Annotated in this window: 27 protein-coding genes; 14 read left to right on the forward strand and 13 right to left on the reverse strand. The window is 59.9% G+C overall.

Features of this window, described 5'->3' with window-relative positions; translation table 11 throughout:
* Positions 1 to 199 precede the first annotated feature (199 nt).
* The 4 genes from rpsT to G6K99_RS01350 all read left to right on the forward strand — a co-directional run bounded on the left by rpsT (position 200) and on the right by G6K99_RS01350 (position 4,224).
* Positions 200 to 466: a 30S ribosomal protein S20 gene (gene rpsT / locus G6K99_RS01335; RefSeq protein WP_062454038.1), complete on the forward strand. Its 267-nt coding sequence runs from the start codon at positions 200 to 202 to the stop codon at positions 464 to 466.
* A gap of 847 nt (positions 467 to 1,313) precedes the next feature.
* A complete protein-coding gene (gene dnaA / locus G6K99_RS01340; protein ID WP_062454037.1) occupies positions 1,314 to 2,882 on the forward strand; it encodes a chromosomal replication initiator protein DnaA in 1,569 nt (522 codons plus the stop codon).
* A gap of 125 nt (positions 2,883 to 3,007) precedes the next feature.
* The gene (locus G6K99_RS01345) at positions 3,008 to 3,625 is read left to right on the forward strand and encodes a LysE family translocator (RefSeq protein WP_113167010.1); all 618 of its coding nucleotides are present in this window, start codon (positions 3,008 to 3,010) and stop codon (positions 3,623 to 3,625) included.
* Positions 3,626 to 3,630: 5 nt separating this feature from the next.
* Positions 3,631 to 4,224: a bifunctional 2-polyprenyl-6-hydroxyphenol methylase/3-demethylubiquinol 3-O-methyltransferase UbiG gene (locus G6K99_RS01350; protein WP_174195506.1), complete on the forward strand. Its 594-nt coding sequence runs from the start codon at positions 3,631 to 3,633 to the stop codon at positions 4,222 to 4,224.
* Here G6K99_RS01350 and hemW read toward each other — a convergent pair whose 3' ends face one another.
* The 4 genes from hemW to rph form a co-directional block, all read right to left on the reverse strand.
* Positions 4,225 to 5,388 carry a radical SAM family heme chaperone HemW gene (hemW, locus tag G6K99_RS01355; protein ID WP_062454924.1) on the reverse strand — a complete coding sequence of 388 codons (1,164 nt, stop codon included), beginning with the start codon at positions 5,386 to 5,388 and terminating at the stop codon, positions 4,225 to 4,227.
* Between the two features lie 36 nt (positions 5,389 to 5,424).
* The gene (gene rdgB / locus G6K99_RS01360; RefSeq protein ID WP_174195507.1) at positions 5,425 to 6,069 is read right to left on the reverse strand and encodes an RdgB/HAM1 family non-canonical purine NTP pyrophosphatase; all 645 of its coding nucleotides are present in this window, start codon (positions 6,067 to 6,069) and stop codon (positions 5,425 to 5,427) included.
* An 8-nt stretch (positions 6,070 to 6,077) separates the two neighbouring features.
* Positions 6,078 to 6,482 carry a VOC family protein gene (locus tag G6K99_RS01365; protein ID WP_174195508.1) on the reverse strand — a complete coding sequence of 135 codons (405 nt, stop codon included), beginning with the start codon at positions 6,480 to 6,482 and terminating at the stop codon, positions 6,078 to 6,080.
* Between the two features lie 122 nt (positions 6,483 to 6,604).
* Positions 6,605 to 7,324 carry a ribonuclease PH gene (rph, locus tag G6K99_RS01370; RefSeq protein ID WP_092663772.1) on the reverse strand — a complete coding sequence of 240 codons (720 nt, stop codon included), beginning with the start codon at positions 7,322 to 7,324 and terminating at the stop codon, positions 6,605 to 6,607.
* 133 nt (positions 7,325 to 7,457) lie between these two features.
* On the opposite strand from rph, the gene hrcA reads away from it, so the two are divergent.
* A complete protein-coding gene (gene hrcA / locus G6K99_RS01375) occupies positions 7,458 to 8,537 on the forward strand; it encodes a heat-inducible transcriptional repressor HrcA (RefSeq protein WP_062454032.1) in 1,080 nt (359 codons plus the stop codon).
* Between the two features lie 89 nt (positions 8,538 to 8,626).
* Entirely contained in the window at positions 8,627 to 9,265 is a 639-nt protein-coding gene (gene grpE / locus G6K99_RS01380) for a nucleotide exchange factor GrpE (RefSeq protein WP_062454031.1), read from the forward strand.
* 72 nt (positions 9,266 to 9,337) lie between these two features.
* Here the strand turns inward: grpE and G6K99_RS01385 are convergent, their stop codons facing one another.
* The 7 genes from G6K99_RS01385 to lptC all read right to left on the reverse strand — a co-directional run bounded on the left by G6K99_RS01385 (position 9,338) and on the right by lptC (position 14,848).
* Entirely contained in the window at positions 9,338 to 9,574 is a 237-nt protein-coding gene (locus tag G6K99_RS01385; protein WP_062454030.1) for a hypothetical protein, read from the reverse strand.
* A gap of 139 nt (positions 9,575 to 9,713) precedes the next feature.
* A complete protein-coding gene (gene ptsN, locus G6K99_RS01390; RefSeq protein WP_062454029.1) occupies positions 9,714 to 10,178 on the reverse strand; it encodes a PTS IIA-like nitrogen regulatory protein PtsN in 465 nt (154 codons plus the stop codon).
* Between the two features lie 61 nt (positions 10,179 to 10,239).
* Positions 10,240 to 10,812, reverse strand: coding sequence for a ribosome hibernation-promoting factor, HPF/YfiA family (hpf, locus tag G6K99_RS01395; protein ID WP_062454028.1), 573 nt, complete (start codon positions 10,810 to 10,812; stop codon positions 10,240 to 10,242).
* Between the two features lie 228 nt (positions 10,813 to 11,040).
* On the reverse strand, positions 11,041 to 12,624 hold the full coding sequence (rpoN, locus tag G6K99_RS01400) for an RNA polymerase factor sigma-54 (protein ID WP_174195509.1): 1,584 nt from the start codon (positions 12,622 to 12,624) through the stop codon (positions 11,041 to 11,043).
* Positions 12,625 to 12,790: 166 nt separating this feature from the next.
* Positions 12,791 to 13,591 (reverse strand): LPS export ABC transporter ATP-binding protein, encoded by an 801-nt coding sequence (lptB, locus tag G6K99_RS01405; protein ID WP_371816128.1) that lies wholly within the window; start codon positions 13,589 to 13,591, stop codon positions 12,791 to 12,793.
* 18 nt (positions 13,592 to 13,609) lie between these two features.
* On the reverse strand, positions 13,610 to 14,158 hold the full coding sequence (locus G6K99_RS01410; RefSeq protein WP_062454026.1) for an LptA/OstA family protein: 549 nt from the start codon (positions 14,156 to 14,158) through the stop codon (positions 13,610 to 13,612).
* A gap of 12 nt (positions 14,159 to 14,170) precedes the next feature.
* Positions 14,171 to 14,848, reverse strand: coding sequence for an LPS export ABC transporter periplasmic protein LptC (gene lptC / locus G6K99_RS01415; RefSeq protein WP_062578831.1), 678 nt, complete (start codon positions 14,846 to 14,848; stop codon positions 14,171 to 14,173).
* Between the two features lie 213 nt (positions 14,849 to 15,061).
* On the opposite strand from lptC, the gene sppA reads away from it, so the two are divergent.
* From sppA to G6K99_RS01430, 3 genes are all read left to right on the forward strand, one after another.
* Positions 15,062 to 16,018, forward strand: a complete 957-nt coding sequence (gene sppA, locus G6K99_RS01420; protein ID WP_092663766.1) for a signal peptide peptidase SppA — start codon at positions 15,062 to 15,064, stop codon at positions 16,016 to 16,018.
* Positions 16,019 to 16,065: 47 nt separating this feature from the next.
* On the forward strand, positions 16,066 to 16,365 hold the full coding sequence (locus G6K99_RS01425; RefSeq protein WP_062454023.1) for an integration host factor subunit beta: 300 nt from the start codon (positions 16,066 to 16,068) through the stop codon (positions 16,363 to 16,365).
* Between the two features lie 118 nt (positions 16,366 to 16,483).
* Positions 16,484 to 16,861 carry a lipopolysaccharide assembly protein LapA domain-containing protein gene (locus G6K99_RS01430; RefSeq protein WP_062454022.1) on the forward strand — a complete coding sequence of 126 codons (378 nt, stop codon included), beginning with the start codon at positions 16,484 to 16,486 and terminating at the stop codon, positions 16,859 to 16,861.
* A gap of 10 nt (positions 16,862 to 16,871) precedes the next feature.
* Here G6K99_RS01430 and G6K99_RS01435 read toward each other — a convergent pair whose 3' ends face one another.
* Positions 16,872 to 17,342: a CoxG family protein gene (locus G6K99_RS01435; RefSeq protein WP_113166972.1), complete on the reverse strand. Its 471-nt coding sequence runs from the start codon at positions 17,340 to 17,342 to the stop codon at positions 16,872 to 16,874.
* A gap of 133 nt (positions 17,343 to 17,475) precedes the next feature.
* On the opposite strand from G6K99_RS01435, the gene G6K99_RS01440 reads away from it, so the two are divergent.
* The 5 genes from G6K99_RS01440 (at position 17,476) to G6K99_RS01460 (ending at position 22,861) form a co-directional block, all read left to right on the forward strand.
* Positions 17,476 to 18,675, forward strand: a complete 1,200-nt coding sequence (locus G6K99_RS01440) for a class I SAM-dependent methyltransferase (RefSeq protein ID WP_371816129.1) — start codon at positions 17,476 to 17,478, stop codon at positions 18,673 to 18,675.
* Positions 18,672 to 19,529: an RNA methyltransferase gene (locus G6K99_RS01445; protein ID WP_092663760.1), complete on the forward strand. Its 858-nt coding sequence runs from the start codon at positions 18,672 to 18,674 to the stop codon at positions 19,527 to 19,529. The genes G6K99_RS01440 and G6K99_RS01445 overlap by 4 nt, the downstream gene beginning before the upstream one ends.
* A complete protein-coding gene (lspA, locus tag G6K99_RS01450; protein WP_174195511.1) occupies positions 19,529 to 20,035 on the forward strand; it encodes a signal peptidase II in 507 nt (168 codons plus the stop codon). Before G6K99_RS01445 ends, lspA begins: the two co-directional genes overlap by 1 nt.
* Positions 20,036 to 20,130: 95 nt before the next feature.
* Entirely contained in the window at positions 20,131 to 21,864 is a 1,734-nt protein-coding gene (locus G6K99_RS01455) for a hybrid sensor histidine kinase/response regulator (RefSeq protein ID WP_174195512.1), read from the forward strand.
* Positions 21,865 to 21,976: 112 nt separating this feature from the next.
* Positions 21,977 to 22,861, forward strand: a complete 885-nt coding sequence (locus G6K99_RS01460) for a GNAT family N-acetyltransferase (protein WP_062454017.1) — start codon at positions 21,977 to 21,979, stop codon at positions 22,859 to 22,861.
* 122 nt (positions 22,862 to 22,983) lie between these two features.
* Here G6K99_RS01460 and G6K99_RS01465 read toward each other — a convergent pair whose 3' ends face one another.
* Positions 22,984 to 23,247 carry a type II toxin-antitoxin system Phd/YefM family antitoxin gene (locus tag G6K99_RS01465; RefSeq protein WP_174195513.1) on the reverse strand — a complete coding sequence of 88 codons (264 nt, stop codon included), beginning with the start codon at positions 23,245 to 23,247 and terminating at the stop codon, positions 22,984 to 22,986.
* Positions 23,248 to 23,308 lie beyond the last annotated feature (61 nt).

Below are 23,308 nucleotides of genomic sequence, written 5' to 3' on the forward strand. Positions count from 1 at the left end.
TTCGCCAAACGGCAAATTCAGCGGCACCCTTCATGCGAATCCGCGTTGACGAGGCGCGCTATACCGGTTATATGCCCGCCCACAGTTGGGAAAGCCTGATCGACGGCTTCCTCTATTGCTCCCGAATTGCTGGATTGATGGTCGCAGGACCTACGCGGCAACGGCGGAGTTTTGGTTCGAATTCGTAGAGAGGCATGATATGGCCAATACAACTTCGGCGAAAAAAGCGACCCGCAAGATCGCTAGCCGTACCGCAGTCAACAAGTCCCGCCGCTCGCGCGTTCGTGGCTTTATCCGCAAGGTTGAAGAAGCGATCGCAACGGGTGACGTATCCGTCGCTGCTGCTGCTCTGAAGGCAGCTCAGCCGGAAATCGCACGCGCTGCAACGAAGGGCGTCCTTCACAGCAACACGGCGTCCCGCAAGGTCTCGCGCCTGGCAGCTCGCGTCAAGGCACTCTCCGCCTAATATCACCTTTAGCGTGCATGCATCAAAAGCCTGGTCGGTCGACCGGGCTTTTTGTGATTCTCGGTCCTTTGTACTTCGTTAACCGGCTCAGTAACGGTTACGTGTCAGGTGCGTGACAGATTTTCCCGATGAATTACAAAGGCTTATGAGAGGTCTGCCCGAGTCTGGCGGCAATTCCGCCAACCCGCCGCCTGCTTTCTGAGTCAAGGTTTTTTTTATTTTTTCTCTGAATCGTACCATCAGAAATAGATGGATTTTGAATCCCATTGATTCAACTGGGATTCTTCTCCGCAACCCTCCGGCCATTCAAATCGCGCCCAGAGAGTCAACGGTCGCGCTCGGATTTTGCGTAAAATTCATCATTGATCTTGCCATTTGATCCTGCCTAAATGGCTTTTAGCGAGAGGCATGGAGTTCACTCCTAGAGCCTGCCGACAACCGCTCGACACCGAGCGGCCCGGGGACTTTAAGCAGCTTGCGGCGAGATGTTTTTCTCGTTTCCTTATTTAACCGATGGTTGCAAGCCGGAAATTGGCTTTTCCGGCAACAGCTGAACTTATGCGTGACGGGGCCGACTGGGGAGTCGGAAGAAGGCATTGGGAAGTCAGCGGCTCTTCATAACGAGGATGGAGCGTGCGCTGAGTTGCGGGTTGGCTCCCGCAGGTCTGGATCAGACGAGGTGATCCGGATCGATCTTTGATGGTCCGGGCGGTTGGCCTGGAACTTTAATCGATGGGGAAGGGCAGTCATCGTTTCCTCGCGGAGACGGGCTGTCGGACGTAGTTAAAAAGAATGTGTCCTGGCGGGAAACAGAACCGCCGGGCTCCTATGGAAAAGGCGGCGAATAATGCAAATGAATAACGTATCGGCTCGTGCAACCGGCAACGGGGGCAATGCACGACAGGCGTTTGATTCCGTTTGCGCACAGGCGGCAGGGGAAACACCAGTTATGAAGCATGATGCTCTTTTCGAGCGGTTCAGTGTGCGTCTTAAAGCACAGGTCGGCCAGGATGTTTACGCAAGCTGGTTTGCAAGACTTAAGCTTCACACCGTCTCGAAGAGTGTCGTCAGGCTCACGGTGCCCACGACGTTTCTGAAGTCTTGGATCAACAACCGTTATCTTGATCTGATCACGTCGATCTTCCAGGCGGAAGATGCCGAGATCCTCAAGGTGGAGATCCTGGTCCGCACGGCAACCCGCGCTGCAAAGCCGGTATCGGATGTCCAGGACGGCGTCATTGGCTCGGATGCCCCGGCACCTGTCGCGTCGCAACGCCCGTCTGCACCGCGTGAGATCGGCAAGATCGCCACGTTCCCGACGGCCGCGTCCACCCCGGTTCGCCAGTCCTCGCAGCCCGGCCCGTTGTTCGGTTCGCCACTCGACAGCCGTTATACGTTCGACACGTTCGTTGAAGGCGCCTCGAACCGCGTGGCGCTTGCCGCTGCCAAGACGATTGCGGAAGCCGGTGCCGGTGCCGTGCGTTTCAACCCGCTGTTTATTCATTCCGGTGTCGGTCTCGGCAAGACCCACCTTCTGCAGGCCATCGCCAACGCCGCCGTCGGCAGCCCCCGCATGCCGCGCGTGGTCTATCTCACCGCCGAATATTTCATGTGGCGTTTCGCAACCGCGATCCGCGACAATGATGCCCTGACGCTCAAGGACAGCCTGCGCCATATCGATCTGTTGATCATCGACGACATGCAGTTCCTGCAGGGCAAGATGATCCAGAACGAATTCTGCCATCTGCTCAACATGCTGCTCGACAGCGCCAAGCAGGTCGTGGTTGCTGCCGACCGCGCGCCTTGGGAACTGGAATCGCTCGATCCGCGGGTTCGCTCGCGTCTGCAGGGCGGCGTGGCCATTGAGGTCGAGACGCCGGATTACGATATGCGCATGGAAATGCTCAAAGGTCGTCTCGCGGCTGCCCAGCAGGATGATCCATCGCTCGATATCCCGCACGAAATTCTCGATCACGTCGCACGCAGCGTCGTCAGCACCGGTCGCGAACTGGAAGGCGCGTTCAACCAGCTGCTGTTCCGTCGCTCGTTTGAGCCGAACCTCTCGATCGAGCGCGTCGACGAGCTTCTCGCCCATCTGGTCGGCGCCGGGGAAGCAAGGCGCGTCCGGATCGAGGATATCCAGCGCGTCGTGGCACGCCATTACAACGTCTCGCGGCAGGAACTGGTCTCCAACCGCCGCACCCGCGTCATCGTCAAGCCGCGCCAGGTCGCCATGTACCTCTCGAAAACCATGACGCCGCGCTCCTTCCCGGAAATCGGCCGTCGGTTTGGTGGCCGCGACCATACGACCGTGCTGCATGCGGTTCGCAAGATCGAGGACCTGATCTCGGGCGACAGCAAGCTCAGCCACGAGGTCGAGCTTCTGAAGCGCCTGATCAACGAAAACAATCTGTGATCATCGACTGACCGACCGAAGCCGGCTCTTACCCATCGGATGAGAGCCGGTTTTTGTTTGTCCGGGCGTTGACGGGATTTGGCTTCTGGCGCACACCAATCTTTCTGGTGTGCGAGGAGCGTGTCGTGTTTCTTTTATCCGTGGCGACCATCTGGGCTGTCGCCTGCATTACCCCCGGGCCAAATACGCTGCTGGTGATCCGCTATTGCCTCACAGCACCGCGCAAGGTTGCCATTACGGCAGCCATGGGAACGATTACCGGAACATGCCTGTGGGGCTTTGCGGGCTGGCTCGGGATCAATGCCCTGTTTCAGGCAGCTCCCTTCGCCTATGTCGCGCTGAAGATCGTCGGCGGTCTTTATCTCGTATGGCTCGGCCTGCGCGTCTTCATGGATGTCCGGAAGGCCCGGACAACACCCGAATTTGCCCCCACAGAACGCGAGATACCGCTGAGGAAGGCTTACCGACTGGGGCTTGCGACCAACCTCGCCAACCCGAAATCGGCTCTCTTCGTTGCCTCGCTGTTTGCCGCTACCATGCCGGCGGGCACGCCGTTTCTCTACGGGCTAGCGGCAATCGCTGTCATGGTCGCGGTTTCGGCCTGTTACTATACGTTTCTGGTCGGCCTGATCACCCATCCGCGGGTAGCGAGCGCCTATCTCAAGGCCAAGCAGAAGATCGACCTCGGCGTTGCCACCGTCTTCGTCGGCTTCGGCACCAAGCTTCTCCTGTCACAGAAGTAAGAGCCATGGCGGAACACGATCAGACCCTCCGCTTCTACGCCGACAATGCGAAGGCCTATGCCGGTTATCGGGAAAAGGCGAACGAGATCCGGCTGGAAGCATTTCTCTCCCGCCTCTCTCCGGGTGCCCGAGTTCTGGAACTTGGCTGCGGCAATGGCCGCGACAGCGGTTTCATGATTGAACGCGGCTTTGACGTCACCCCGACGGATGGCGTTGCGGAAATGGCAGAGCAAGCCTCGCGCCGTCTGTGGCGTAGAGTCGCGCTACTGCGCTTCGGGGATATCGACAGCGTTGCTGCCTATAGTGGCGTCTGGGCCAATGCCTGCCTTTTGCACACGCCGAGAAATGATCTCGCCGATATCCTTGCCCGCATCCACCGGGCGCTGCGCCCTGGCGGCATTTTCTACGCAAGCTATAAGACCGGCGAGGAAGAGATGACGGATGCGATAGGTCGCTATTACAACAACCCGTCGCGGCCCTGGCTCGAACAGGCCTACAGGACCGTCACGTGGTCATCGCTCGAGATAAGCACGAACGACGGCAGCGGCTATGATGACCGGCCGACCGAATGGCTGCATGTGACGGCGGTGAAGGCCTAGTCAGCAGGCGAGGTCGGCAACGACAGCATCGAGGATCAGCATGCCGGACGGCGTGCAGCGCAGCCTGGAATTTCCCAGCCGCTCGATAAAGCCGTGTTCCAGAAGCCGCTCTTCGCGGACCGGGTCCGGATCGCGGCCGGAAAGCTCCTGCCAGCGCGCCAGGTCGACGCCTTCGGTCAGGCGCAGTCCCATCAGAAGCAACTCGTCCGCCTGCTCGTCGAAGCCTAGCAGTTCCTGGTCGACCATGCCGTGGCCTTGTGTCTCGACCTGGTCCAGCCACGTCTCCGGACGTCGCTCGGTGGCGGTGGCGATCTTGTCGCGTCCCCGCGTCAGGCGACCATGCGCACCGGGGCCGATGCCGGCATAGTCGCCATAGCGCCAGTAGGTCAGGTTGTGCCGGCTTTCAGCACCCGGCTTGGCGTGGTTGGAAACCTCGTAGGCCGGCATGCCATGCGCGGCCGTGATCTCCTGCGTCGCCTCGTAGAGCAGCGCCGACTGCTCATCATCTGGAACGATCAGTTTGCCGGCCTTGTGCAGGCCGTAGAACGGCGTGCCTTCCTCGATCGTCAGCTGATAGAGGGAAAGGTGATCGACGGCATAGGAAATGGCCTGCTTCAGCTCCGCTTCCCAGGCCTCCACGGTCTGCTTGGGACGGGCGTAGATCAGGTCGAACGACATGCGCGGAAAGATCTCGCGCGCCAGCTTGATCGCCTTCAGCGCGTCTGCCACGTCATGCAGGCGGCCGAGGAATTTGAGATCCGTATCGTTGAGAGCCTGCACGCCCATCGAGACCCGGTTGATGCCGGCAGCCCTATAGCCGCGAAAGCGCTCAGCCTCGACGCTGGAAGGATTGGCCTCCATCGTGATCTCGATCCCGTCAGGCACATGCCAGTGCTGCGCGATCCCGTTGAGGATCGCCCCGACGGTTGAAGGATCCATCAGCGAAGGCGTACCGCCGCCCAGAAAGATGCTCGTGACCGTCTTCGGCCCGCTCATCTTCCGCATCGTTTCCATCTCTTTCAGAAACGCGGCGGTGTAGCGGAGCTGATCCACGGGCTGGTGGCGGACATGGCTGTTGAAATCGCAATAGGGGCATTTGGCCGCGCAAAACGGCCAGTGCACGTAAACGCCGAAGCCCGGCTCACCCGTGTCGGGTAGCAGCATGCCGGGAAAAAGGGGAGCGACGGCGTTCAATGGGGATCAGGCCTCCAGGCAGGTTTCAACGAACAGCTTGAACGCGCGCGCCCGGTGCGAAAGCGCATGTTCATCGCCGGGCTTCCAGCCGTGCTTTTCCTCGCTGGTCATTTCACCAAACGTGGTCTCGTGCCCTTCCGGCTGGAAGATCGGGTCGTAACCGAAACCGGCATCACCACGCGGCGGCCAGGCGACAACGCCTTCGACATCGCCGCGGAAGAGTTCGGTGTGGCCATCCGGCCAGGCAAGGCAGAGAACGCTCACAAAACGGCAGCTGCGCTTGTCGGGCTTGGTCGCACCCTTTTCCTGCAGCGCGTCTTCCACCTTCTGCATCGCCATCGCGAAATCGCGGCTGCCATCCTCGCGCTCGGCCCAGTTGGCGGTATAGACACCGGGAGCACCGTCCAGCGCATCGATGACGATGCCGCTATCGTCGGAAAGGGCGGGCAGGCCGGACGCCTTGGCAGACGCAAGCGCCTTGATCGCCGCATTTTCCTCGAATGTCGTGCCGGTCTCATCCGGTTCCTCGAACTTCAGTTCGGCTGCGGACTTTGCCGAAAAGCCGAACGGACCGATCAATTCGGCAATCTCACGGATCTTGCCGGCATTGTGGCTGGCAACGACGATCGTTTTCGTCTCAAGCTTGCGCATGAAGGTTCCTATAGATTCCAGAGCCTCGGCTCTGCGCATTCCAGGCTGTTGCCGGCCGGGTCACGGAAATAGATGGATCGGGCGCCGGTCGGCCAGCGAAAATCGCTTTCAATCACGATGCCCGCCTTGTTGAGCTTTTCGACCATTCTGTCAATCGCCGGCCCGTCCATACGAAAGCACACATGCCCCGGGCCTGTCGTGCCATGCGGGGGAACCGGCAGCGCATCATCAGGTGGCGGCTTCAGAGTCTCGGCGCGATTGAAGATTAGGAGGATGTCGGGTCCGCATCGGTAAAACACGTGGCGATCGCCGGCCCGCAACACCCGTTCAAGCCCGAGCAGTTCACCGTAAAAGGCTTCCGCCGCATCGAGATCATCGACATAGAGCGCTGTTTCGAGAATGCCGTCGATCAAAACAGTCGCTCCCTTGTCTGATGCTGCCCCGCCATGAAGGCGGGGGAGAGGTTCGATCGAGAGGTAGTCTCTCCGGAAAGGAAGACTGCCCCTCGCAACTCTTGGATCAGCCAGCGTTGAAATCAGCCGCCGATCGCCTGCTTCTGCAGAGCTACCAGTTCCCGGGTGCCGTCCTGTGCCAGCGACAAAAGGTTGAGGAATTCCTCCTGGCTGAAGGGAGCACCCTCGGCCGTGCCCTGAATCTCGACGATGCCGCCGCTACCCGTCATGACGAAATTCGCGTCTGTCTCGGCGGCGGAATCCTCGAGGTAGTCGAGATCTATGACCGGCTGGCTTGCAAAGATGCCGCACGAGATCGCCGCGACATGGTCTTTCAGAACCTTGTCGAGCTTGATCATCGAGCGGGTGTCCATCCATTTCAGGCAATCATACAGCGCCAGCCAGCCACCGGTAATGGCCGCCGTGCGGGTGCCGCCATCGGCCTGGATCACGTCGCAGTCGATGGTGATCTGCTTTTCGCCAAGCGCGGAAAGGTCGACCACGGCGCGCAGCGAACGGCCGATCAGGCGCTGGATTTCCTGGGTACGGCCACCCTGCTTGCCGGTCGCAGCCTCGCGCTTCATCCGGTCGCCGGTGGCGCGCGGCAGCATTCCGTATTCGGCGGTGACCCAGCCCTTGCCGGAATTGCGCAGCCACGGCGGTGTCTTTTCTTCAAGGCTTGCGGTGCACAGAACATGGGTATCGCCGAACTTGACGAGACAGGAGCCCTCGGCATGCTTGGAGAAATTGCGCTCGAACGAAATCTTGCGCATCTGATTTGTCTGTCTGCCTGAAGGCCGCATCCGTCACTCCCTAAATTATTGTTTCCGCCTTCTAAGGCTCGGAGCCGTCATTTGCAAAGAATTTCCCTTTTGCGGATGCGCAAGTGAGCGACTATATCTGGGAGATGAGATCAGCAGCATGGTAAAGGGGCCAATGGTATTTCCGGGACTGACGGGTCGCGACAACGGCTCCGTGCTTGATGATCGTTCGCGGGAAATCTTTCGCCGCATCGTGGAAAGCTATCTGGAATCCGGCGAGCCGGTCGGTTCGCGCAATCTGTCGCGACTTCTGCCCATGTCGCTGTCGCCAGCCTCCGTGCGCAATGTCATGAGCGATCTGGAAGAGCTCGGCCTCATCTACTCGCCGCATATCAGTGCAGGCCGCATGCCGACCCAGACAGGGCTGCGGTTCTTTGTCGATGCCTTCATGCAGGTCGGCAATCTCTCGGAAGAAGACCGCGCCAGCATCGACCGGCAGATCCGTCCGCCGGATCGCGATCAGACGCTCGAAAACCTGATGGCCGATGCAAGCCTGATGCTGTCTGGCGTCTCGCGCGGCGCCGGCATCGTCATCACCGCCAAGAACGATCCCGTCCTCAAACATGTCGAGTTCATCCGCCTGGAGCCCACCAAGGCGCTGGCCGTCCTTGTTGGCGATCATAATCAGGTGGAGAACCGGATTATCGACCTGCCCGCAGGCGTGACCTCGTCGCAGCTCGGCGAGGCCGCAAATTTCCTCAACGCGCATCTCGCCGGCCAGACGCTGCCGGAATTCCGCGGCCAGATGAAAATGCTGAAGGAACAGGTCGCAAGCGAGCTTCACACGCTGTCACATGATCTGGTGGAACGAGGTCTGGCTTTCTGGTCGGGTGATCAGGAGGACGGAAAGCCGGGCCAGCTCATTGTGCGCGGTCGGGCAAACCTTCTGGAAGGTCTGGCTGACGTCAGCGATCTCGATCGGCTGCGTCTGCTGTTTGACGATCTCGAAAAGAAGGACAGCCTGATCGAGATCCTCGACCTTGCCGAAAAGGGGCCGGGCGTGCGGATCTTTATCGGTTCGGAAAACAAACTGTTCTCTCTATCCGGCTCCTCGCTCATCGTTGCGCCCTATCGTGATGGCGAGGAACGCATCGTCGGCGCGGTCGGCGTGATCGGCCCAACCCGGCTGAATTACTCGCGCATTGTGCCCATGGTGGATTACACGGCGCAGCTGCTTGCAAGGCTATCCCGCTAGGATGTTCCCAAGCCCTTGATTTTTTCGCCCCGAACCTCGATATCGGGCGCAACCACCCTTCCAGATTCCAATACGCACCGGAGACCGTCATGACCGACGAAACCAAGAAGAACGGACCTGACGCAGCTGCTGTCGAAAACACGGCGGAAGCCGTAGCATCCGCTCTCGAAGACGCCGCCGATCAGAGCGCAGGGGAAGCCTTCTTCGCGCAGGAGCCCGATCCGATCGATGTGCTCAAGGCTGAAAATTCCGATTTGCGCGACCGTTTCATGCGGCTTGCTGCAGAGATGGACAACCTTCGCCGCCGCACCGAGCGTGAAGTAAAGGATGCCAAGTCCTACGCCGTCTCGGGCTTTGCCCGCGACATGCTGGCCGTCTCGGACAATCTGCGCCGCGCGCTCGACACTGTTCCGGCAGACAAGCGTGCCGGAGCCGATGCGACGCTGACGAGCCTGCTTGAAGGCGTCGAAATGACCGAGCGTGGCATGCTGTCGACACTCGAGCGGCACGGCGTCAAGAAGATCGATGCCGAAGGCGAGAAGTTCGATCCGAACTTCCATCAGGCCATGTTCGAGATCCCGAATGCGGACGTACCCAACAACACTGTCATGCAGGTCGTCCAGGCCGGCTTCATTATTGGCGAACGCGTCTTGCGCCCGGCCATGGTCGGCGTCGCCAAGGGCGGCCCGAAGGTTGAAGCAGCGGCGGCTGAAGACAAGAAGGACTGAGCTCCTCAGAGCCTTTCCAAGAAAAATGGGCGCCTCGGGCGCCCATTTGCGTTTGGCGACCGCGGGTAAGGATCAGTGCGTCGTATCCAGCGAAACATGCGCCAGGGAACGGATCAGGGCCAGTTCCGAATTGAGATGGGCTCGGGTCTTCTTGTCCGCATCGCCGATCAGTCCCTCCTGACCATCGGCAATTTTGAAGATTGCATCGAGCTCATCGAGAAGATGGGGATCCTTGATCGCCAGCAGGATGATAACCGCCTTGAGCAGTCTGTCATTCGCAGCGATCCTGGCACGTATGTCGTCATTCATGTCTATCTCCTTCAACGGGAAAGACATGTGGCGTATTTGACAAAAGGCAATTCTAAAGAGGGCTCGAAAACAAGATTAGCCGCTCCATTCGAGGGCGAGCGGGCGGCTTTACTCTATAGAAAAGGAGTATAAAGCCGCCTCAGGCGGCGTGGTTTGCCTGTTCTGCATTCAGAAAGGCGTAGATTGCCGACGCGGAATCGGTCTTGCGAAGCTTGGCAACGAGATCCTGATCGCGCAATACGCGGGCAATACGCGAAAGCGCCTTCAAGTGGTCGGCGCCGGCGCCCTCTGGGGCGAGCAGCAGGAAGACAAGATCGACCGGCTCGTCATCAAGCGCTTCGAAGTCGATCGGCGATTCCAGGCGGGCGAACACGCCCTTGATGGACGATATGCTGCTGAGCTTGCCATGTGGGATGGCAATGCCGTGGCCAACGCCCGTCGACCCCAGCCGCTCCCGTTGCAGGATGACGTCGAAGATCTCCCGCTCGGGAACACCCGTCAGCTTGGCCGCTTTCACAGCAAGTTCCTGAAGAAGCTGCTTCTTGGAGGTCACTTTAAGGGCAGGAACAATCGCATCTTGCTGCAGCAAATCCGCCAAAGCCATTCTTATCATCCTTTTGCCGCGAAGGGCGAAGAGAGCGCCAAAGGCGCTCTCCCGAGAGTTTTTAGTTCTTCATACCGGTGGAATCGATCCAACCGATATTTCCGTCATTGCGCCGGTACACGATGTTCAGCTCCTTTCCAGGGCTGCGGAACAACAGGACCGGTTCGTCCGTCATGTCGAGCGCCATCACGGCGGTCGCAACGGACATGGTCATCAACTGCTTCGTGCTTTCCGCAACGATTGTCGGTGCGAAATCGTCTGGCACGTCGTCTTCTTCATCCGGTACCCGGTCCATGACCGTGTAAGCCACTTCGGAAAAACCGTTCGCGTGATTGCCGGCGTGATGGTCCTTCAGTCGACGCTTGTAGCGACGAAGGCGTTTTTCGATCCGCTCCGCTGCAGCATCGAAACTTGCCTGTGGATCATTCGCTTCTCCGGCCGCATGCAGGACGATCCCGGTATCGAGATGCACCTTGCAATCTGCCGAAAAACGCGAGCCGGACTTCTCGACGATCACCTGACCCGAATACCCCCCGTCGAAGTATTTGGTCACTGCACCGCCGATGTGGTCCTCGATCTTCTGTCGAAACGAGTCGCCGATTTCCATATGTTTACCGGATACACGCACACTCATGGAGTTACTCCTTATTGTCGTGACTTGCATGTTCCAGTCTACGCCAACCGGCCTCTTGATCCAAGCGGTTCACGAATGGCAGGGCCAAATTGGTTTGGGAATTGGTTTAGATCCCGTGTCGCCCGGTCAGGTTGCGGCGGGTCTCTAAACTGCCATTAACGGAATGTCAATCTGTGCGGCACGTGTGGCGAATACCGGGTCGCCTATGACTGCCCTCGATATGTGAGGCTAGAACGCTGCCAGTTTCGCGATGGCGCGCTTTTCCCGCCTGCGTTGCACCGATGACGGAATGTTCATCGCCTCGCGATATTTCGCCACCGTCCGGCGCGCAAGTTCGACACCGCCCTGTTTGAGGCTGATGACAATGTCGTCATCCGAAAGGACGGCACTCGGCAGCTCCTGAGAAATCAACAATCGGATGCGATGCCGCACCGATTCGGCCGAATGGGTGTCTCCACCCTCTTCCGCCGAGCCGATCGACACTGTGAAGAAGTATTTCAGTTCGAACAGGCCGCGTGGCGTCAGCACATACTTGTTGGAGGTGACGCGGCTGACGGTGGATTCGTGCATCTTGATGGCCTCTGCCACCGTCTTCAGGTTGAGCGGTCGCAGGTGATCGACGCCGTGCAGCAGGAAGGCATCCTGCTGGCGTACGATCTCGCTTGCCACTTTCATGATCGTCTTGGCGCGCTGGTCGAGGCTGCGGGCGAGCCAGTTCGCCGTCTGCATGCAGTCCGACAGAAAATTGTGATCTTCGCCGTTCTTCGGGCAGTGTTTGGAGACCGTGTTGAAATAGGTGTGGTTGACCAAAACGCGCGGCAGGGTATCGGGATTGAGTTCGACGTTCCATCCACCATCAAGCGATGGCCGGACCACGACATCAGGTGAGATAGACTGCGAGAACCCGCCCTCGAAGCCCGCACCCGGCTTCGGGTTGAGCTTGCGGATTTCAGCCATCATGTCGATCAGATCTTCGTCGTCCACGCCGCAGATCTTGCGCAGAGACGCAAAGTCACGCTTGGCGAGAAGATCGAGGTGATCGATCAGCGCTGCCATGGCCGGGTCCAGGCGGTCGTTCTGGCGCAACTGGATCGCCAGGCATTCGCTCAGGCTACGGCAAAATACCCCGGGTGGATCGAAGGTTTGCAGCTGAATGAGAACGGCCTCTACCGCCTCCGGCGCCTTGCCGAGACGGGCCGCGACCTCTTCGATGTCGCCCTGGAAATAGCCGGCATCGTCCAGCTGGTCGAGCAGGTCCTGGGCGATCAACCGGTCGCCCGGGGTGGTCACCACGAAAGGCAGCTGTTGTCCGAGATGATCGCGCAGGGTCACCTGACCCGCAACGAAATCGTCGAGGTCGTAGTCCTCGCCGGCATCGCCGCCGGGCATCGATTTCCACTGGCCGAGAAGTTCGGGCGCGTCCGGCCGCTGTGCCGGTGCGTCGTCGGGAAACACGTTTTCAAGGCTGGCATCGAGGTGATCGCCAAGCTTGGCCGTGCCGTCGCGGGTTGCGCTCTCATACCAGTCGAGGGAGCCGATATCGGCTTGCGCCGCCGACTGGCCTTCGAACGGTCCGTCATCCTCGCGCGAACCGGAAAACTCCAGATCGCGGGGATCAAGCCCGCCTAAATCCGCATCACCATCGCCGTCGCCTGCCGCTATTTCGAGCAGCGGATTTTTCTCGACTTCCTGCGCGATGAACTGGTTGAGTTCAAAATGCGTCATCTGCAGCAGCTGAATGGACTGCATCAGCTGCGGTGTCATCACCAGCGATTGGCTCTGTCGCAGAAAAAGACTGGCAGATAACCCCATGGCGGACGCGAAACTCCCGTGATCTCCTTAAAATCATGCGGTCATCGCACGATAGTCGAGAGGGAGACACCGAGATTACGGCGCCATCCTTCAACTGGCACAAGAATTGCTTTTTTGATAGATTTGGTCAAGCGGCACGAAGCGGGAAAGTGGATTCTTTCTGGCCTCAGAGGCTGAACTTGTCGCCAAGGTAAAGACGACGAACATCCGGATTGTTGACGATATCGTCGGCCCTGCCATGCGTCAGGACTTCGCCTGCGTGAATAATGTAGGCGCGGTCGATGAGACCCAGCGTTTCGCGGACGTTGTGATCCGTTATCAGTACCCCGATACCGCGCGCCGTCAAGTGGCGAACCAGGTTCTGGATGTCGGAAACGGAAATCGGGTCGACACCGGCAAACGGCTCGTCCAGCAGCATGAAGGCAGGGTCGGTCGCCAGCGCGCGGGCGATCTCGAGGCGACGCCGTTCGCCACCCGACAACGCGACAGCCGCGGACTTGCGCAACTGGCTGATGTGGAATTCCTCCAGCAGCTCGTCGAGCTTCGCTTCCCGCTTGTCGCGGTTCGGTTCATGCACTTCGAGAACCGCCCGGATATTGTCTTCGACGGACAGTCCGCGAAAGATCGAGGCTTCCTGCGGCAGGTAGCCGACGCCGAGACGTGCACGCCGATACATCGGCATATGCGTCACCTCGTTGCCATTGATGGCAATCATGCCCTCATCGACAGGCACAAGCCCGGTGATCATGTAGAAACACGTCGTCTTGCCGGCGCCGTTCGGTCCGAGCAGGCCGACAGCCTCGCCCTTGCGCACGACCAGCGATACGCCGTTCACCACGCGCCGCGTGTCATAGGTCTTGGAAAGACCATGCGCCACCAGCGTACCCTCATAGCGCGCCTTGTCGCGTGCAATGAAAGGTTCGGTCACGGGCGACCGGTCGGCGGACCGGTTGGAGAGGAAAGGTATTTTCAAGGGCTTGGATTTCTATTGCTTAGGTCGCGACTTCGGGTCGAGCATGATTTCCACGCGGCCACCGCAGGAATCGAGCTTCGCCTGTCCGGTCGCCATCTGCACGGTCAGCTTGCAGCCGCGAAACACGTTGGCGCCTTCGGAAAGCACGACTTGCTTGCCGGAAAGCACGAAGGTCTGCGAGGTCATGTCGAACTCGCCCTTTTCGGCGGTCGCCTGCTGAGTGCCCGAGGTGAGGAAAACGGTGTCGTCGAGAAAGATCTTGTCGATGTCGGTGCTGCCGGAGGTCACCGAAGCGCCTTCACCTTTGTAAAGCACGGTCATCTTGCCGGCCTTCATCGTGGTCGTACCCTGCACCACCTGCACATTGCCGGTGAAGAAGGCACGTTTTTCCTGATCCTTGATTTCCAGCTGGTCGCTCTGGATCTGGATCGGCGCATCGTTGGAAAGCTTCAAGCCTTCCATCTTGCTGCTGGTGGTCTGGGCGGTCGCGCTGAAGGCAAGGCCGAACACGAGTCCGGTGGCCATCACGGCGGAAGAGATACGAAAGAGTCGATTCGTCATTGCGGCCGTGCCCTATTTGCCTTGGTTGCGGATGCGGGCAGGGTCGAGGTCGACCTGAACCTTGCCGATCAGGGTGATTGTGTGTCCCTTATCCGTTATCTTCAGGGAGTTCGCAACAATGGAACCCGCGTCCATGGAGATTTTGACCGGGTCCGGCGTATCCATCAATCCACCCGGTATATCGAGGCGGGCGGATTGGAAGCGCGCAGTAATCCCGTTGGATAAATTAACGTCGAATGGTTTGGTCAGATCCAGCTTGTCGGCGCCACGATCGAAATCGGCACCGGCGGCGGTGACACGCGCAACGACCTCGTCATTGATCGGCACGGCCGCCTTGACGTTTTCGAGGCTGATCATGTTCGGGTTCTGGATATCCTGCAATGCGCGGTTGGCAATCATCGAATAGCTGATGCCGTCGCTGTTGCGGCCGGAAATCGCGGGCCGTTCCATGACGATCTTGCCATTTTCGATGCGCGCGCTTTCGATCGACAGGTTTTCCGGCAGATAGGCGCGCACGATCGCCACCCCGATAAAGGCGGCGGAGATGATGGCTGCACTGATCGGCAGGAATATCTTGAGCTTGCGCACCCTTGCGGAATGGGCAAGTGCCGACTGATAGATATCGTCGGGCGACTGCCCGATCGCGCGGGAAGCGCCGGCCAGGGCTGGGTTGCGGATATGCTGCAGCATTCTGCTCGTCCGGTCCTTTCCGGCAAGATTTGTCGTAAAGATGACTGGGCCGCCCGCGTTGAGATCGACGGAAGCGGCGCTAGTTGTTCACCTGCGGCCTCAATATGGTTTTTATCGTTCAACAAACAATAATGGACAACATAAAAACGTGATATGCCCGCTTGAAACAAAAAGCCGGACCCTATTTGGGCTGGCTCGCTATGAGGATTGAGAATGGATCAGATGGGGATTGCTGAACGGCGCCAGTTGCGTCGGAAACTGAGTTTCTGGCGGGTTGCGGCCCTCGTGTTTCTCGTCGGCATCGGTTTCGCGCTGTATCGGGTCACGGTCGGCGCCAGTGGCAACTCCGCGGTCGCGCACGTCGCCCGCGTCGATATATCAGGCATGATCCTCGACGACAGGGAATTGCTGGAGCGATTGGAGAAGATCGCCGAAAGCAGCCAGGCAAAAGCGCTCATCGTCTCGATCAATTCTCCGGGCGGAACGACCTATGGCGGCGAGCGCATCTTCAAGGCCATCCGCCATATCGCGCAAACCAAGCCCGTTGTCTCGCAGGTCCGCACCCTTGCCGCATCCGCAGGCTATATGATTGCGTCTGCTGGCGATCATATCGTCGCCGGCGAAAGCTCCATCACCGGCTCGATCGGCGTCATCTTTCAGTACCCTCAGGTCGATGAAGCGCTGAAAAAGATCGGCGTGTCGCTGGAGGAGATCAAGTCGGCGCCGCTGAAAGCCGAGCCATCGCCCTTCCATCCTGCCAGCGAAGAAGCCAAGACGATGATCCGCAATATGGTGATGGACAGCTACGCTTGGTTCGTCGATCTCGTGGCCGATCGCCGCAACATGCCGCGCGATGAGGTTCTGAAACTCGCTGACGGTACGATCTTCACAGGCCGCCAGGCGCTTGCCGTCAAGCTGGTCGATGAACTCGGCGGCGAAGACGAGGTCCGCGCCTATCTGGAGACCCGCGGTGTGGCCAAAAGCCTGCCAGAAGTGGAATGGAAGGACGGCAAGTCCTCGTCCTCATTCTGGTTCGCCAGTGCCGTGTCGCAGTTTTTCCGCATGACCGGACTGGGCGACCAGCTTTCCCCGGCAGCGCTTCGGATCTTCGGCTCCGACAAGTTGTTCCTTGACGGTCTGGTTTCCGTTTGGCAGGTTGGAAGCGACTGAAAGCCTAATTTTTTCAGGGGGCACCTAACTTTTTTCAGGGGGCAGAAGTGATCAAATCTGAACTGGTGCAGATCGTTGCAGCGCGCAATCCGCATCTCTACCATCGTGACGTCGAGAATATCGTCAATGCGGTCCTCGACGAGATCACTGATGCTCTCGCCGGAGGTAACCGGGTCGAGCTGCGTGGCTTCGGCGCGTTTTCGGTAAAGAACCGTCCGTCGCGCTCCGGCCGCAATCCGCGCACAGGCGAAAGCGTCTTTGTCGAGGAAAAATGGGTGCCGTTCTTCAAAACGGGCAAGGAATTGCGCGAGCGCCTCAACCCGGATCTTGCCGACGAGGACGATTGATCGCGTCGAAGGTCGGGCATCACACTTGAAAGCATGACGCCGCCCTCTATTCTGCACTAGACGCCGGCAGCGATGACCGGCGATCCATCGTTTGATTGTCACTTGCCGGGAGAAAGCCATGACCAAGTTCAAGAGGATCGTGAGCCTCGTGATCTTTGTGCCCCTCGGCATCGTTTTGATCGTTCTGGCCGTCGCCAACCGTCAAAGCGTCACGCTCGCACTCAATCCCTTCCGTCCGGAAGACAGCGTCCTGTCGCTGACGGCACCGCTGTTCCTGCTGGTACTGCTGGCGCTCCTGTTCGGCATGGCGCTTGGCTCGTTCGTGACCTGGTGGAGCCAGGGCAAGCATCGCAGACAGGCCCGGATTGAAGCTCGCGAGGCCGTCCGTCTGCAAAAGGAGAACACTGCCGCGGTCAAGCCGTCGCCGTCAGTCGTTCCGGCCAACCAGGCCATTGTTCCCGCCCCGGCCAGCAACGCCGCGCTTCCAGCCAGATAACGACCCGCGGTCAGAGCCCCTCGGTTCTGGCCTCCGCCGTCTTGGCGATGACCGCTGCGTTGAAGTCCGCAAAGAACTTTGCTGCCAGTTTCTCGGTTGTCGACCGCACGAGCTTGGAACCAAGCTGCGAGATACGCCCTCCGGTTTGCGCCCGCGCGATATAATGCAGCACGGTCTCAGTCCCGTCGGCCTCAAGCCGTACATCGGCCGCGCCCTTGGCAAATCCCGCAACGCTTCCCTGACCCTCGGCGGAGATCGTGTAGCTTTCTCCCGCCCTGATGTTCGAAAGCGTGATCGTGCCGGCAAGGCCAAGCGAGATCAGGCTGAAGCGAACCTTGATGCTGGCGGCAAGTTCGTTGTCCGAAATCCACTCCAGCCGCTCGCAACCGGGAATGCACTGGCGGATGGTTTCGGCATCGTTCAGCGCGCGCCACACGATATCCCGCGGCGCCGCGATCCGTTCCTGCCCTTCGATATCCATCTCGATCTCCCGTTTCGCTGATTAGATAGGCGTCGAAGCGAGCGAAAACAGATCTGACGCTATTGCCGGCTTTGAAGAACGCGGCACAGATGCTATCTGCTGCGAAAGACAAGAACCCGAGCGGATGATCGCAGTGATGAACAAGGAAAGGCGGCCGACCGGCAAGCGCCCGGAGAAGCCAGCAGCCAAGGGCGCGCCTAAGTCGCCTGCCAAAAGCCCGGACAAGCGCCGCAGCGAAGCGGGCAGCCGCCCGGCCGTTGCCGCAACCCGCACCAGGTCGACCGGCCCCCAGGCTGCGCGCTCGGAAGGTCGGGCCGAAGCCCAAACCACCCAGTCGCGCCGTCCTGACAGACCACAGGCACAACCGCACGTACCGGTCGAAACGCGTCCGCTTCTTGCCCGCAGCGGCGATCTGCCAGCCGAACGCGTGCCGATCATTCTGGAATCGTCCGGCGCCGGCGATTTCCACCTGATCGACACCGGCCGCGGCCTGAAGCTTGAGCAATACGGCGATTACCGCGTCGTGCGCCCGGAAGCCCAGGCCCTGTGGCAGCCGACGCTTGCCGACGATATCTGGGAAAATGCCGACGCGATCTTCACCGGCGACACGGATGAAGATGGGATGGGCCGCTGGCGCTTTCCGGCGCAGACGCTCGGCGAAACCTGGCCTCTCGCCCTTCTCGGCATCGATTTCCACGGCCGCTTCACCGCATTTCGCCATGTCGGCGTGTTTCCGGAACAGATCGTCCACTGGGAGTGGATGAAGGAACGCGTCGAGGAAGCCGCCAAGGCCGGGCGCACACTGAAGGTGCTCAACCTGTTCGGCTACACCGGCGTCGCGTCGCTTGTGGCGGCTGCCGCCGGTGCCGAGGTCACCCATGTCGACGCGTCGAAAAAGGCGATCGGCTGGGGTCGCGAGAACCAGTCCTTGTCGCGTTTGGAAAAGGCACCGATCCGCTGGATCTGCGAAGACGCGATGAAGTTCATCCTGCGCGAGGAACGCCGCGGCAACACCTACGATATCATTCTCACCGATCCGCCGAAATTCGGCCGCGGTCCGAATGGCGAGGTCTGGCATCTGTTCGATCATTTGCCGCTGATGCTCGATGTCTGCCGGCAACTTCTGTCGCCCAAGGCTGTCGGCCTGGTGCTAACAGCCTATTCGATCCGCGCCAGCTTCTATTCCATCCATGAACTGATGCGCGAAACCATGCGCGGCGCAGATGGCGTGGTGGAATCGGGCGAACTCGTCATCCGGGAAGCGGGCCTTGACGGCAAAGTCCATGGCCGCGCGCTTTCCACCTCTCTTTTCAGCCGTTGGGTACCCGCATGAGCGATAATTTTCACAGAAACGGGCCTCGGCGCGTCGGGCAGGTGAAGGAAGTCACCTCGCTCGCCAACCCCATCATCAAGGACATCAAGCTTCTCACCGACAAGAAGCACCGGGAAGAAGCCGGTGCCTTCATGGCGGAGGGGCTGAAACTTGTCATCGACGCGCTGGAACTGGGCTGGACGATCCGCACGCTCGTCTATGCCAAAGCCGCCAAAGCCAAGCCGCTGGTCGAACAGGTTGCGGCAAAGACCGTTGCTGATGGCGGCCTCGTTCTCGAGGTCAGCGAAAAGGTCCTGTCGTCGATCACGCGCCGCGACAATCCGCAGATGGTGGTCGGTATTTTCGAGCAGCGCTGGGCACGGCTTGCCGATCTGAAGCCGCAGGCTGAGCAGACATTTGTCGCGCTCGACCGCGTCCGTGATCCCGGCAATCTCGGCACGATCATTCGCACGGCCGATGCCGCCGGCGCCTCCGCCGTGCTGCTGGTCGGTGAAAGCACCGATCCGTTCTCGCTGGAAACCGTGCGCGCCACGATGGGCTCGATTTTCGCGATGCCCGTCATCCGCTGCTCGGCGGAAGAATTCCTGAACTGGCAAAAGGGAGCGGGCGTCAGCGTCGTCGCCACCCATCTGGCCGGCGCAGTCGATTATCGGACGGCGGACTATACCCGCAAACCGGTCGTTCTCCTGATGGGCAACGAGCAGTCCGGCCTGCCGGACAGCCTTGCGCGCGCGGCCGATCGCACGGTCAAAATTCCGCAGCAGGGCAGGGCGGACTCGCTCAATCTCGCGGTCGCGACGGCCGTCATGCTGTTTGAAGCCCGCCGCCATCTGCTGACGCTGGAGGATAAATAATGACCGATCGCGTTGGTCTCCTGTCTCGACCCATCAGTGCGGTCATCTTCATCATCATCGCCGTGCTACTCGACCAGGCGATCAAGATCGCCGTCGAAAATTCGCTGCCGCTCGAGCAGATGGTGCCGGTCATTCCGTTTCTGGCGCTCTACCGCACCTATAATATGGGCGTAGCCTTCTCGCTTCTGTCCGGCATGGAGAGGGAGTTCATCATCGGCATGCGCCTCGTCATCGTTGCCTTCGTGCTGTGGCTCTGGCGCCGCACGCCCAAGGACCGGCCCTTTGCCCATCTCGGCTATGCGATGATCATCGCCGGTGCGATCGGCAATCTGGTCGATGGCATCGTTTACGGGCACGTGGTGGATTACATCCTGTTTCACACCGCCACCTGGTCGTTTGCCGTGTTCAATCTCGCGGACAGTTTTATCAGCGTCGGTGCAGGTCTCGTCATTGTCGACGAGCTGTTCGGTCCCAAAGCGGCGGCATCCGTAGACGAGCAGAAGTAATTTTGCTCGACGGATAATTGTGAAATCGAGCGATTGGCATAATTTTACCGGATTGATCTAAGACTTCGGAAGGAAACCTCGGGTAATCTTTCCGTATGCGCGACATCGCCGAAATACAGAACCGTATCTCACAGGCCTTCACGTCGCTCGCGCCGAAGGACGGGTCTGACGACGCCGCATGGAATGGAGTGCCCCGCACGCCGGAGCAGCCGGTCGCGGCGAACGTCCAGAGACATCCAGGCGCTCTTCGCGCACTCTTCACAAAAATCCTCAAATGGCGCCGACCACAGGCCACTGCTCCCGACGTCTCGGGCTCTCCGCAGATCGCCAACGTCGTCCATGAGCTACGAACGCCACTGAACGGCATTCTTGGGATGACCCACCTCTTGGGTCAGACGAAGCTGACGGCGGAGCAGCAGAATTACTTGAGCGGTATCCGCCAGTCCGGCTACGCCCTGGCTCAACTGGTCGAAGATCTGCTGGATCATTCCACGATGGAGGCCGGCCGGTTCCGTCTTAACAACCGTGCAGCGGATCTGCGCCAGCTGATCGAAGGTGTCGTGGAAATGCTCGCTCCCCGCGCCCATGGCAAACGGATCGAGATCGCCGCCACCGTATCCGCCGCCGTGCCGGAGCTTCTCGACTTCGATCCTGCCCGCATTCGCCAGGTTCTGTTCAACGTCATCGGCAACGCCGTCAAGTTCACGACCACAGGCGGCGTGCTGGTTCGAGCCTTCATCGAGAACGAGACCGTGGCGATTTCTGTTGCTGATACCGGCCCGGGCATGACCGAGGAAGAGCAGACCCGGATCTTCGGTGCGTTCGAACAGGCAGGATCGGCGGAAACGCGCAGCGGCGGCACAGGTCTCGGCCTCGGCATCGCCTCGCGCATCCTCGCCGAATTCGGCGGCTCGCTGTCGGTCTCCAGCCGCAAGGGCAATGGCAGCGTTTTCACTATCCGCTATCCCATGCGTCTGGCCGAGGATGCGCCGGCCGGTGCTGCCGTTCGCAACCGCTCGCTGTTTGGCTCTCGCGTGCTTCTGCTCGCGCCAGATGGTCCGGCCGCCTTTGCGACCGTTTCCAGCATCGAAACACTCGGCGGCCGTGGGAGGCATGTGTCCGATCCCGCCCAGGTGCAGCTATTGATCGATCGGGCCAAAGCGACAGGCTCGCCCTATACCGATCTCATCGTCGATCACCGACTGGCCTCCGACTACGCGTGGGAACCGTCACACGCGCCGCTGCACCGTATTCTACTGGTCAATCCGGAGGAAAGGGCGTCGCAACCCCAGGAATATTTCGATGCCTGGCTGATCCGGCCGCTGCGCGAAAAATCGCTGGTCGATGTCCTCAGTGGCCGCATGCGTGGTTTTGGCGCCCGCGACCGCCCGGTAATGGACGTGCCGGCTCCTGAAAATTCAAACTCGGTCGATCGCAAGCGGGAAGCCGGCCCGGCCCTCGATATTCTTCTCGGAGAAGACGATCCCGTCAGTGGGCTTCTGGTCGCCGCGGTTCTGCGCAAGGCAGGGCACACGGTTCGTTCCGTGGAGGATTTCGGAAGTCTCATCGAAGCCCTTGGCGAAAACCGCCCGGATGTCGTTCTCTGCGACATGCATATGCCCGGCGGCAACATCATGGATCTCATCTCTGCCGCCTCCAGAACCGCGCTGCAGCCGGTCCCCGTCATGGTGCTGACAGCCGAAAGCCGCGGCGAGGCGCGGCGCAAAGTCATCGATCAGGGCGCCTGCAAAGTGCTTCAGAAGCCGCTCGATCCGGCTGTTCTGATTGAGGAATTGCGTCTTTTTGCGCAGGCTTCCAGCACGTCCTGACAGTCGCGTTGACGGGCCTTGCACCACTTCCTATTGTGACGATATCTGTCACGCTCTTGTTGCAGATGCATGTTTAAACGCGGGTGATCCAACCGGTACGGGAAGAATCACCATGGCTATCGAACTCCTGAACCGCACATTGACCTCTGAGACAAAGCAGGCCCCGGCTGCTGATCCGGCAAATAGCCGCGTTGGTAGCGATGTGTTCGGCCGCATCGGCACGCTGGAAACGCGGCTTGCCCGCAACCTGCGCGAAATCGATGCCGCCCAGGCCGTGCGCTACCGCGTCTTCGTCGAGGAGATGGGCGCCACGATTGAGCCCGAGGCGATGCGGCTTCGACGGGATATCGATAGCTACGATGCGATCTGCGACCATCTGCTTGTCGTCGACAACGCGATAGACGGTGAAATCGAAGACCAGATCGTCGGAACCTACCGGCTTCTGCGCCAGAGCGTCGCTGAGGCGAATGGCGGGTTTTATTCGACGTCCGAGTTCGATATCGCGCCACTTCTCGCCCGCCATCCCGACAAGCAGTTCATGGAACTCGGCCGCTCCTGCGTGCTGCCCGAATACCGCACCAAACGCACCGTCGAACTGCTCTGGCAGGGCAACTGGGCCTATGCGCTGAAGCATGGTGTCAATGCCATGTTCGGCTGCGCCTCTTTCCCCGGCGTGCGTCCGGAAGAACACGCGCTGGCGCTGTCCTTCCTCCATCACAATGCGCTGGTGAAGGACGAGTGGATGGTCCACGCATTGCCTGATCTCAATCGCAACATGGATCTGATGCCGGCCGAGGCGATCAATCCGCGCCAAGCGCTTTCCGCCATGCCACCGCTGGTCAAGGGCTACCTTCGCCTCGGCGCCATGATCGGAATGGGAGCCGTCGTCGATCAGGCTTTCAACACCACGGATGTGCTGATCGTGCTACCGATCGCATCGATCTCCGGCCGCTACATCAACTACTTCGGCGCCGACGCCGGTCGCTTCGCGAACTAGAGCGCTCTAGATTTGGAGCCTGGTCGGTCCGCAGTAGCGACCCACCATGTCGTGCACCGAGGATGGCAAGCGTTCGGACGCGGCGACAAGCCAGATCAGAAGATGGGAATCCGGCAACAGCCTCAATCGCGAGCGCCGTAGAACAGATCCTCGATCTCTTTGTCCAGCGCCTTATCCATGTCTTCCGGAATAAAGAACTGACCTTTCAAAAAGCCGATCCGCCGTTTCCTGGGCCCGGTCACCTCCTGTGCGGCCGCCTCATCGACAGCAACCACCGTCACCAGCGGCTTGCCCGCCCTGGCGATCACGAACGGTTCCCCGTTCGCGGCTTCATCGACAAGCTGCGACAGGTTTTCTTCGGCTTCCTGAATGCTGACGGTCTTCATGAAACGGGAACTCCGATCGGACCAGATGAGACACCCTAATCCGATCGGTTCAAGCTTTCAA

The sequence above is a fragment of the Neorhizobium sp. AL 9.2.2 genome (genome assembly GCF_013317225.1).
Lineage (GTDB): Bacteria > Pseudomonadota > Alphaproteobacteria > Rhizobiales > Rhizobiaceae > Neorhizobium > Neorhizobium soli.

What these genes read in the sequence shown, in the direction of transcription:
- rpsT (WP_062454038.1), top strand. Translation starts at nt 200, where the DNA reads ATGGCCAATACAACTTCGGCGAAAAAAGCGACCCGCAAGATCGCTAGC.
- dnaA (WP_062454037.1), top strand. Translation starts at nt 1,314, where the DNA reads ATGCAAATGAATAACGTATCGGCTCGTGCAACCGGCAACGGGGGCAAT.
- G6K99_RS01350 (WP_174195506.1), top strand. Translation starts at nt 3,631, where the DNA reads ATGGCGGAACACGATCAGACCCTCCGCTTCTACGCCGACAATGCGAAG.
- hemW (WP_062454924.1), bottom strand. Translation starts at nt 5,388, where the DNA reads ATGCTGCTACCCGACACGGGTGAGCCGGGCTTCGGCGTTTACGTGCAC.
- rdgB (WP_174195507.1), bottom strand. Translation starts at nt 6,069, where the DNA reads ATGCGCAAGCTTGAGACGAAAACGATCGTCGTTGCCAGCCACAATGCC.
- rph (WP_092663772.1), bottom strand. Translation starts at nt 7,324, where the DNA reads ATGCGGCCTTCAGGCAGACAGACAAATCAGATGCGCAAGATTTCGTTC.
- hrcA (WP_062454032.1), top strand. Translation starts at nt 7,458, where the DNA reads ATGGTATTTCCGGGACTGACGGGTCGCGACAACGGCTCCGTGCTTGAT.
- grpE (WP_062454031.1), top strand. Translation starts at nt 8,627, where the DNA reads ATGACCGACGAAACCAAGAAGAACGGACCTGACGCAGCTGCTGTCGAA.
- G6K99_RS01385 (WP_062454030.1), bottom strand. Translation starts at nt 9,574, where the DNA reads ATGAATGACGACATACGTGCCAGGATCGCTGCGAATGACAGACTGCTC.
- ptsN (WP_062454029.1), bottom strand. Translation starts at nt 10,178, where the DNA reads ATGGCTTTGGCGGATTTGCTGCAGCAAGATGCGATTGTTCCTGCCCTT.
- hpf (WP_062454028.1), bottom strand. Translation starts at nt 10,812, where the DNA reads ATGAGTGTGCGTGTATCCGGTAAACATATGGAAATCGGCGACTCGTTT.
- rpoN (WP_174195509.1), bottom strand. Translation starts at nt 12,624, where the DNA reads ATGGGGTTATCTGCCAGTCTTTTTCTGCGACAGAGCCAATCGCTGGTG.
- G6K99_RS01410 (WP_062454026.1), bottom strand. Translation starts at nt 14,158, where the DNA reads ATGACGAATCGACTCTTTCGTATCTCTTCCGCCGTGATGGCCACCGGA.
- lptC (WP_062578831.1), bottom strand. Translation starts at nt 14,848, where the DNA reads ATGCTGCAGCATATCCGCAACCCAGCCCTGGCCGGCGCTTCCCGCGCG.
- sppA (WP_092663766.1), top strand. Translation starts at nt 15,062, where the DNA reads ATGGATCAGATGGGGATTGCTGAACGGCGCCAGTTGCGTCGGAAACTG.
- G6K99_RS01430 (WP_062454022.1), top strand. Translation starts at nt 16,484, where the DNA reads ATGACCAAGTTCAAGAGGATCGTGAGCCTCGTGATCTTTGTGCCCCTC.
- G6K99_RS01435 (WP_113166972.1), bottom strand. Translation starts at nt 17,342, where the DNA reads ATGGATATCGAAGGGCAGGAACGGATCGCGGCGCCGCGGGATATCGTG.
- G6K99_RS01445 (WP_092663760.1), top strand. Translation starts at nt 18,672, where the DNA reads ATGAGCGATAATTTTCACAGAAACGGGCCTCGGCGCGTCGGGCAGGTG.
- lspA (WP_174195511.1), top strand. Translation starts at nt 19,529, where the DNA reads ATGACCGATCGCGTTGGTCTCCTGTCTCGACCCATCAGTGCGGTCATC.
- G6K99_RS01455 (WP_174195512.1), top strand. Translation starts at nt 20,131, where the DNA reads ATGCGCGACATCGCCGAAATACAGAACCGTATCTCACAGGCCTTCACG.
- G6K99_RS01460 (WP_062454017.1), top strand. Translation starts at nt 21,977, where the DNA reads ATGGCTATCGAACTCCTGAACCGCACATTGACCTCTGAGACAAAGCAG.
- G6K99_RS01465 (WP_174195513.1), bottom strand. Translation starts at nt 23,247, where the DNA reads ATGAAGACCGTCAGCATTCAGGAAGCCGAAGAAAACCTGTCGCAGCTT.